The following is an 8,227-nucleotide window of genomic DNA, read 5'->3' as shown; positions in this document are numbered from 1 at the left end:
CCCACCCGCAGGCGCCGCCCGCGCGTGGGGGGCAGGTGCCCGCCCCCGAGGCCGGCGGGCCCGGCGAGGCGGCCGGTCAGGTCGGGGGTGCGCCGCACCGAGGAGGCGGGCGGCGTGGTGGACGAGCCGGGGTGCGCGTCGGGCATCCGTTCGGGACGCAGCACCGACACCATCTGGCCGTCCGCCGTCATGGCGAGACCGGGCGGCGGGGGCGGAAGCTCGGCCTCCTGCGGGATGTTCCGCAGCATCGAGAGCAGGGAGGAGGGCACGTGCGGCTCGTCGGCCGTCCGCAGGGCCGAGCGCACCTGGCGCTGGGCGACCACCTCGGCGGCGCACTCCCCGCAGGAGGCGACGTGGGCGGCGGCCCGCTCGTGCGCGGCGAGGGAGAGCTCGTCGTCGACGAAGGCCACCACCGCATCCTGCGACAGATGGTCGACACCCCAGTTCGGGGCGCTCCGTCCGAACCTCCGACGCGCGTCGGCCATGAACTCCTACCTCTCCCCGGCCGCCACCAGCTCGCGACCCTCCGTGCTCTCCGTGCTCTCCGACGCGCGGCGACGCTCGATCGCCTGACGCAGCGCCGCCCGGCCGCGGTGGATCCTGCTCCTCACGGTACCCAGCTTGACCCCGAGGGTGGCGCCGATCTCCTCGTACGAGAGGCCCTCGACGTCGCAGAGCACGACCGCGGCGCGGAACTCCGGCGCCAGCTCGTCGAGCGCGGCCTGCAGCGTGGGGTCCAGGTGCGTGGCGGAGAACACGTCCTCCGGCTCGGGGCCGCCGCCGGGCAGGCGGTCGGTGTCCTCGGGCAGGCCCTCCATGCGCAGCCGGGCGCGGCGGCGGACCATGTCGAGGAACAGGTTCGTGGTGATGCGGTGCAGCCAGCCCTCGAACGTGCCGGGCCGGTAGTTCGCGAGGGAGCGGAAGACCCGGATGAAGGTCTCCTGCGTGAGGTCCTCGGCGTCGTGCGGGTTGCCCGTGAGCCGGTAGGCGAGCCGGTAGACCCGGTCCGCGTGCTCCCGGACGACCTCGTCCCAGCTCGGCGGGGTCCAGTCGTTCCCCTCGGCGGAACCCGACACGTCGTCGAATCCCACGGTGGCCGGTCGGTCGGTCATGGCGGGGAGCGCACCTCCTGCGGCGGGTCGTGCCGTCCGGTCAACGTCGGGCCGGCGGGGATGGTTCCCGGCCCCGGCGTGGGACCGACGACCCCGGTCCCACGCCACCACCATGGCTGAGCCCGGTGACAGGAGCGTGATAGTCGTCTGAGAAGAACCTGTGAACCCGGGCGACCAGTATGTTCTTCGACCATGACCGCCGGTGAGAGCACTGCGGCCGACACAGGCACCCTCCTCGCCTTCCTGGCCGCGACGACCGAGGCCCGGGCCGTGGTGGAGATCGGCACCGGCTCGGGCGCGAGCGGGCTGCACCTGCTGCGCGGGATGGCGCCCGGCGGCACCCTCACCACGATCGACGTCGACCCCGAGCTGCAGCGCACGGCCCGCCGCTCCTTCCTCGACGCGGGGCACTCCCCCGGCCGGCTCCGGCTGATCAACGGGCTGGCGCTCGAGGTGCTCCCCCGGCTCACGGACGGCGGCTACGACCTCGTGGTGGTCCACGCCCACAACGGGGACGCGGGCGCCTACCTCGCCGAGGCCGTCCGGCTGCTGCGTCCGGGCGGCGTGGTCGTCCTGGCCGACGCCGAGGACCCGGACCTGCGCGAGACCGTCCGGGCCGCCGAGGAGGACGAGCAGCTCGTGTCCGCGGTCCTCCCGCTGGCCGGGAGCCTGCTGGTGGCGACGCGTCGCTAGAGCGCCGTCACGCCCTTCCCCAGCACGACCACCCCGCCGGGGCTGACGGTGTACCGCGCCCGGTCCAGGGCCAGGTCCACGCCGATCAGCGCCCCGTCGGGCACCACGACGTTCTTGTCCAGGATCGCCCGGCGCACCACCGCGCCCCGCCCGATCCGCACACCCGGCAGCACGACCGAGTCCGAGACCTCCGCGCCGTTCTGCACCGTGACGCCGGGGCTGACCGTGGACCGGCGCACGATGGCGCCGGAGATGATCGTGCCCGCGCCGACGATGGAGTCCTGCGCGATGCCGCCGTCGACGAACTTCGCGGGCGGCAGCGGCGGCGTGGCCGTGCGGATCGGCCAGCGCATGTTGTACAGGTTGAAGACCGGGTGGATGCTCACCAGGTCCGTGTGCGAGTCGTAGTAGGCGTCGATCGTCCCGACGTCCCGCCAGTAGCCCGAGTCCCGGTCCGTCGCGCCCGGCACGACGTTGTCGGCGAAGTCGTAGACGTGCGCGTCCCCGTCCTTGACCATGCGCGGGATGATGTCCCCGCCCATGTCGTGGTCGGAGTCGCCGTCCTCGGCGTCGGCGCGCAGGGCGTCGATCAGGGCGTCCGTGGTGAACACGTAGTTGCCCATCGAGGCGAAGGTGACCTCGGGGTCGTCCGGCACGTGCGGCGGGTCCGACGGCTTCTCCAGGAACCCGACGATCTTGCCGCTCTCGTCCGAGTCGATGCAGCCGAAGGCCTTGGCCTCCATCCGCGGCACCCGGATGCCCGCGACCGTGACGCCCGCGCCGGTGGCGACGTGCTGGGCGATCATCTGGCCCGGGTCCATGCGGTACACGTGGTCGGCGCCGAAGACCGCGATGTAGTCCGGCCGCTCGTCGTAGACCAGGTTGAGGCTCTGGAAGATCGCGTCGGCGCTGCCGGTGTACCAGCGCCGGCCGAGCCGCTGCTGCGCCGGGACGGTGGTGATGTACTGCCCCAGCACGCTCGAGAGCCGCCAGGTGGTGGAGATGTGCCGGTCTAGCGAGTGCGACTTGTACTGGGTGAGCACGCAGATCTGGTGAATCCCGGCGTTGACCAGGTTCGACAGGACGAAGTCGATCAGCCGGTAGTTCCCGCCGAACGGCACCGCGGGCTTGGCCCGGTCCGCCGTCAGCGGCCAGAGCCGCTTGCCCTCACCCCCCGCCAGGACGATGCCCAGGACGTTGGCGGGCATCCCACCCGGACCCAGCATCCGCGAGGAGGTCGTCACCGCTGTCCCCCGTCCCTCGTCGCACCCCGGTCCCGTGTCGGGGACCGGGTCGACGGTCCTGCCGGCCACCCTGTCGGCGCCGGGGCGTCTCGAGCCTGAACCCTAGTGCGCCAGGGGTGTACCCGGCCACACGGGAAGGGACTCCTCCGCGCTGCTCCGTGCTGTGCCGGGACGGATCTACCGATAGCGTGTGCCCGCGTGCGGATCGGTCTGCTCACCCGGGAGTACCCCCCGGACGTCTACGGCGGGGCGGGGGTGCACGTCGCCCATCTCGTGCCGGCGCTCCGCGCGCTGGTCGACGTCGACGTCCACTGCTTCGGCTCCCCCGACGGGCCGCCGCGCGACGGCGTCCGGGCCTATCCGACGCCCGGTGGGCTCGCCGGGGCGAACGCCGCCCTGCAGACGCTGGGCACCGACCTGACGATGGTCGCGGGCGTCGAGGGCGCGGACATCGCGCACTCGCACACCTGGTACGCCAACATGGCCGGCCACCTCTCCAAGACCCTCTACGGCATCCCGCACGTGGTCACGGCGCACTCGCTGGAGCCGCGGCGGCCGTGGAAGGCCGAGCAGCTCGGCGGCGGGTACGCCCTGTCGTCCTGGGTGGAGAAGACCGCCTACGAGGCCGCGGACGCCGTGATCGCGGTCAGCGAGGGCATGCGCAGGGACGTCCTGGAGTGCTACCCCGCGCTCGACCCCACCCGGGTCCACGTGGTGCACAACGGGATCGACACCGACTTCTACCGGCCCGACCCCGGCCGGGACGCGCTCGTCGCGAACGGGGTGGACCCGGATCGGCCGAGCGTGGTGTTCGTCGGCCGGATCACCCGGCAGAAGGGGCTGGCGCACCTCATCGCGGCGGCGCACGACGTCGCGGAGGAGGCGCAGATCGTGCTCTGCGCGGGCGCGCCGGACACCCCGGAGATCGCCGAGGAGACCGAGAAGGCGGTCGGCGAGCTGGCCGCCTCCCGGCCCGGCGTGATCTGGGTGCGGCGGATGCTGGGCACCGCGGAGGTCCGGCAGCTGCTGTCGGCCGCGACGGTGTTCGTGTGCCCCTCGGTCTACGAGCCGCTGGGGATCGTGAACCTCGAGGCGATGGCCTGCGGCACGGCCGTCGTGGCCTCGGACGTCGGCGGCATCCCGGAGGTCGTGGCCGGCGGCGAGACCGGGCTGCTCGTGCGCTACGACGAGAACGCGGTCCCGGCCTTCCGCAGCGGCCTCGCCGCCGCGATCAACGAGCTGGTCCGTGACCCGGAGCGGGCCGCGGCGATGGGCCGGGCCGGGCGGGAGCGGGCGGTGCGGGAGTTCGCCTGGTCCACCGCCGCCGAGCGCACGGTCGCCATCTACCGGGCCCTGTGAGCGCTCAGCGCGCGGAGCGCTGACGTGCCCGGTGTGCGGCGACCGCGGACCGGTTGGCGCAGGACGGGGAGCAGTAGCGGCGGGCGGCGTTGCGCGAGGTGTCCGCGAAGACCCGCTCGCACCCGTCCGCGGCGCACCGGCCGTGCCGGTCGAGGCCGTACTCGGACAGCAGCATCGCGAGCGCGAACGCCGTGGTGGAGCGGACGCGGTCGAGCACGGCGGCGTCCGGCGGCGAGTAGTGCAGGTGCCAGCCCTGCCCGTCGTGCCGGGTCAGGTGCGGACCGATGCGCACGTCCGTGAGCAGCGCGTTCACCGCGGCGGCGGCGGTGTCGAGGTCCTCGGCGTCGAAGACGGTGCGGAGCCGCCCGGCCCACCCGCGCAGGTCGGACTCGACGGACGCGGGCGCCCGCCCGGCGATGTACCCGTGCTCCACCAGGACACGGCGCAGCTGGTCCGGCGGCGCGGCCTCCTCGACGGTGCCGCGCGGCGGCGCGGTCACGGTGTTGACGAGCGCGACGGCCGCACCGAGTGCGTCACTTCGGTAACCGATGAAATCCACTGGCCTCTTACACCTGCTACCCTCGACGAGTAAGCCGTCAACGACGGATGCATATTACCGAATCGAGGGAACCCTCATGCGCTGTGCGCAGTGCGGACGGACCGCAGGCGCCACGACGTTGTCCACGCACCACACCTCGGAGGGCTGGGTGCGCTACGTGCGGTGCGCCTGCGGAGCGGTGTCGATCGAGATGCTGACGATCCCGGCCGAGCCGGAGCGCGTCTTCCCGGGCGAGCGGGGGGCGGTCGCGGGCGCGTCGGGGCTGCGGATCCGCGACCTGCACGCGGTCCGGGCCTGACGAGACCCGGACCGCCGCGGTCGGCCCGTGCGGGGCAGCAGGTCTCAGCCCGTCGCGCCGCGGAGGGCCTCGCCGAGGTTCTCGGCCTCCTCGGGCGTCATCTCGACGACGAGGCGGCCGCCGCCCTCGAGCGGCACCCTCATCACGATGCCCCGGCCCTCCTTGGTCACTTCCAGGGGTCCGTCGCCGGTCCGGGGCTTCATCGCCGCCATGTCCTGCTCCCTCCGTCTGTCGTCTCGTGCAGGGCGCCGATGCGCTGGGGAGCGCGCACAGGCGGGATGGTGGCCCTCATTCTTCCCCATCGCGGATCTCGACACGCAACCGAGGCGATCAATCGGGTGGCGTTCACCCAGCGCAACCGGCCTGTCGCTGATCGCGCAGGGCTAGTCCGGGGTGGACGCGGGGCTCTCCGGAGCGGCCGGTCCGGCGGCCCGGAAGCAGTCCGCGACGTGGTCGTCGACCAGCCCCGCGGCCTGCATCAGCGCGTAGCACGTGGTGGGTCCGACGAACCGGAACCCGCGGCGCTTGAGCTCCTTCGCCATGGCCGTCGACTCCGGCGTGACGGCCGGGACGTCGGCGAGCGTGGCCGGGCGGACGTGCTCCGCGGGGGCGAACGACCAGAGCAGCTCGTCCAGCGGGGTGTCCAGCGCGAGCACCGCGCGGGCGTTGGCCAGAGTCGCGTCGATCTTGGCGCGGTTGCGCACGATCCCCGCGTCGCCCAGCAGGCGCGCGACGTCGCTCTCCCCGTACGCGGCGACGGCGGCGGGGTCGAAGTCGGCGAACGCCTTCCGGAAGTGCGGCCGCTTGCGCAGGATGACCAGCCAGGACAGGCCGGACTGGAACGCCTCGAGCGTGAGCCGCTCGAACATCGCCCGCTCGCCGTGCAGCGGGAAGCCCCACTCCTCGTCGTGGTAGGCGACGTAGTCGGGCGCGGAGGTCGCCCAGCCGCAGCGGGTCATCCCGTCGGTCACGGGCGCGGGAACGGTCACGGGCGGGACGCTACGCGGTGGGTCCGACGGTTTCGGCCAGCCGGGCGAGCCGGCGCAGCGACAGCCGGAACCCGGCGGCGGTCACCGGCCTGACGAGGGGCCAGCCGAGCGCCCCGAGCCGGCCGAAGGGCAGTTCCAGGCCCTCGGTCCAGGTGAAGCGGCAGCGGTCCGTGCCCTGCGCGGCCACGACGAACGAGCTGTCCCCGGTCACGACGAGCCCGGTGTGCCGGACGTCGACCCGGCCGCCGCCCTCCGGGGCGGGCTCGAAGGCCGTGACGGTCATGGTGTCGACGACCCCGACGTCCCCCACCCCGGTCACGGCCACGATGACGGATCCCGGGGACCGGCCGTCGCCGGACACCACCCGCACCCGGGTGGCGAGGATCCACTCCCGCTGCCGCTCCCAGTCGGTGACGAGGTCCCAGACGGTCGCGGCCGGGGCGGCGACGTCGACGGCGACGACCAGGTCGCGGCGGGTCCTCACCGATCCCCCTCCGCGCACGGCCGGGCGGCCTCGAGCTCGTGCACCCGCAGGGCGAGGGCGTCGCGTTCGTCGGTCACCCGGTCCCGCTCGTCGGTGACCCGGTCGAGCTCCTCGGCCAGCCGGTCGAGCACCCAGTCGACCTCACCCATCCGGTAGCCGCGCAGCGCCTGCTGGAAGCGCAGGTCGCGGACGTCGTCCCCGCGGACGGCGTCGGCGGGCAGGCGCGTCGGCGTGGCACCCGGGGCGAGCGGGGCCAGCTCCTCGCCGCGGCCGAACACCAGTCCGGCGAGCACGAAGACCACCGCCGCCACCACCGCGACGACGAGCAGGTAGATGAGCGCGGTCCCCACCCGGGCATCACATCACGGGCGGGGACGGCGCGCGAGCAGACCCGCGGTGGGGCCGGTCGCGCTCAGGCGACCTGGTCCGGGGCCGCGACGAGCGTGCGCATCGGCGGCCGCTCGGTGGGGTCGAGCTCCCGGCTGTTGGGCACCCACTCCCCGCCGACCTGCACGAACTGGGTGAGCGCGGCGCCCGTGTCCGGCAGCCCGGAGCGCCGCAGGGCCGTGGCCGTGATCTGCCGCGACATCACCCCGAGGTCCATGAGGTTGCGGTTGCGGTGCTTGCGCACACCCAGGTTGACCTGCGCGATCGCGTCGAGCCCGAAGGAGGAGACGGTGTCGAGCAGCAGCCCGATCTCCACCCCGTAGCTCGTGGCGAACGGGACCGACTCGAGCAGCTCGCGGGTGCCGGCGTACTCGCCGCCCAGCGGCTGCACGATCCCGGCGAGCTCGGGCCGCAGCGCCGACAGCAGCGGGCGCGCGACGAGCTCGGTGACCCTGCCGCCGCCGTGCTCCAGGGACTCCGCGTCGCTCACCTCCAGCCGCAGCGGGCGCCGGTAGAAGCCCTTGACCAGGTGGACGCCGCCGGCCAGCAGCAGCGGGCCGAGCAACGACGGCACGAAGCCCGGGTCGAAGTCGACCAGGTCCGAGTCGATGAAGCAGATGACGTCGCCGTCCGTGGCGGCCAGCGAGCGCCAGAGCACCTCGCCCTTGCCGGGGACCGGCTCGAGATGGGGGACGACGTCCGTGCGCAGCGCGACGCGCGCGCCGTTCTCGCGGGCGATCGCGATGGTGTCGTCGGTGGACCCGGAGTCCATGACCAGCAGGTCGTCGACCAGGGGCCGGTCGCCCTCGGTGAAGGGCCGGATGCCGGCGACGATCGCCCCGATCGTCGCCTCCTCGTTCAGCGCGGGGAGCACGACGGAGACCTTCCGGCCGCGCTTCGCGGCGATCAGGTCGTCGACGGTCCAGTCGGGCGTCTGCCAGGTGCGACGGGCGAACCAGTCCTCGGTGATGGGCATCATGGTTCTCCTCGGGTGCGTCTCGGGCGTGGTCTACGCGGGGGACGGACGGACAACTCGATGGAGCGGGGCCGGGCACGGCGGAGAGGTGGGCTCCGGCTGTTCCGATTAGTTCTGGCTCCGATT

General features: G+C 73.7%; 11 protein-coding genes and 1 pseudogene. 3 read left to right on the top strand and 9 right to left on the bottom strand.

Annotated elements, in window-relative coordinates; all coding sequences use genetic code 11:
• Positions 1-410 (bottom strand): annotated as a pseudogene (locus tag AB0B41_RS07275) (hypothetical protein); the annotation flags it as partial.
• An 81-nt stretch (positions 411-491) separates the two neighbouring features.
• Positions 492-1,112: an RNA polymerase sigma factor SigE gene (sigE, locus tag AB0B41_RS07270; protein ID WP_358199987.1), complete on the bottom strand. Its 621-nt coding sequence runs from the start codon at positions 1,110-1,112 to the stop codon at positions 492-494.
• Between the two features lie 192 nt (positions 1,113-1,304).
• Between sigE and AB0B41_RS07265 the strand changes: the two genes are divergently transcribed.
• Positions 1,305-1,805, top strand: a complete 501-nt coding sequence (locus tag AB0B41_RS07265) for a class I SAM-dependent methyltransferase (protein WP_358199985.1) — start codon at positions 1,305-1,307, stop codon at positions 1,803-1,805.
• On the opposite strand, the gene glgC is transcribed toward AB0B41_RS07265, so the two are convergent.
• Complete coding sequence (gene glgC / locus AB0B41_RS07260; protein ID WP_358200010.1) at positions 1,802-3,013, bottom strand: glucose-1-phosphate adenylyltransferase; 1,212 nt, start codon at positions 3,011-3,013, stop codon at positions 1,802-1,804. The two genes, AB0B41_RS07265 and glgC, sit on opposite strands and share 4 nt — an antisense overlap.
• A 234-nt stretch (positions 3,014-3,247) precedes the next feature.
• Here glgC and glgA point away from each other — a divergent pair, with 234 nt between their 5' ends.
• On the top strand, positions 3,248-4,408 hold the full coding sequence (gene glgA, locus AB0B41_RS07255; protein ID WP_358199983.1) for a glycogen synthase: 1,161 nt from the start codon (positions 3,248-3,250) through the stop codon (positions 4,406-4,408).
• 4 nt (positions 4,409-4,412) lie between these two features.
• On the opposite strand, the gene AB0B41_RS07250 is transcribed toward glgA, so the two are convergent.
• Positions 4,413-4,967, bottom strand: a complete 555-nt coding sequence (locus tag AB0B41_RS07250) for a CGNR zinc finger domain-containing protein (RefSeq protein ID WP_358199981.1) — start codon at positions 4,965-4,967, stop codon at positions 4,413-4,415.
• A 76-nt stretch (positions 4,968-5,043) separates the two neighbouring features.
• On the opposite strand from AB0B41_RS07250, the gene AB0B41_RS07245 reads away from it, so the two are divergent.
• On the top strand, positions 5,044-5,265 hold the full coding sequence (locus tag AB0B41_RS07245; protein WP_358199978.1) for a hypothetical protein: 222 nt from the start codon (positions 5,044-5,046) through the stop codon (positions 5,263-5,265).
• A gap of 44 nt (positions 5,266-5,309) precedes the next feature.
• Here AB0B41_RS07245 and AB0B41_RS07240 read toward each other — a convergent pair whose 3' ends face one another.
• The 5 genes from AB0B41_RS07240 to AB0B41_RS07220 form a co-directional block, all read right to left on the bottom strand.
• Positions 5,310-5,477 carry a DUF3117 domain-containing protein gene (locus tag AB0B41_RS07240; protein WP_081923922.1) on the bottom strand — a complete coding sequence of 56 codons (168 nt, stop codon included), beginning with the start codon at positions 5,475-5,477 and terminating at the stop codon, positions 5,310-5,312.
• A gap of 171 nt (positions 5,478-5,648) precedes the next feature.
• On the bottom strand, positions 5,649-6,224 hold the full coding sequence (locus tag AB0B41_RS07235; protein ID WP_358200008.1) for a DNA-3-methyladenine glycosylase I: 576 nt from the start codon (positions 6,222-6,224) through the stop codon (positions 5,649-5,651).
• Positions 6,225-6,264: 40 nt separating this feature from the next.
• Entirely contained in the window at positions 6,265-6,738 is a 474-nt protein-coding gene (locus tag AB0B41_RS07230) for an SRPBCC family protein (protein WP_358199975.1), read from the bottom strand.
• A complete protein-coding gene (locus AB0B41_RS07225) occupies positions 6,735-7,088 on the bottom strand; it encodes a DivIVA domain-containing protein (RefSeq protein ID WP_358199973.1) in 354 nt (117 codons plus the stop codon). Before AB0B41_RS07225 ends, AB0B41_RS07230 begins: the two co-directional genes overlap by 4 nt.
• A gap of 62 nt (positions 7,089-7,150) precedes the next feature.
• Entirely contained in the window at positions 7,151-8,104 is a 954-nt protein-coding gene (locus AB0B41_RS07220; RefSeq protein ID WP_358199970.1) for a glucosyl-3-phosphoglycerate synthase, read from the bottom strand.
• Between the last annotated feature and the right edge of the window lie 123 nt (positions 8,105-8,227).

The organism is Pseudonocardia sp. NPDC049154 (assembly GCF_040648315.1).
Lineage (GTDB): Bacteria > Actinomycetota > Actinomycetes > Mycobacteriales > Pseudonocardiaceae > Pseudonocardia.
The sequence above is the reverse complement of the archived record's forward strand: the minus strand, read 5'-3'. Positions and strand labels throughout refer to the sequence as shown.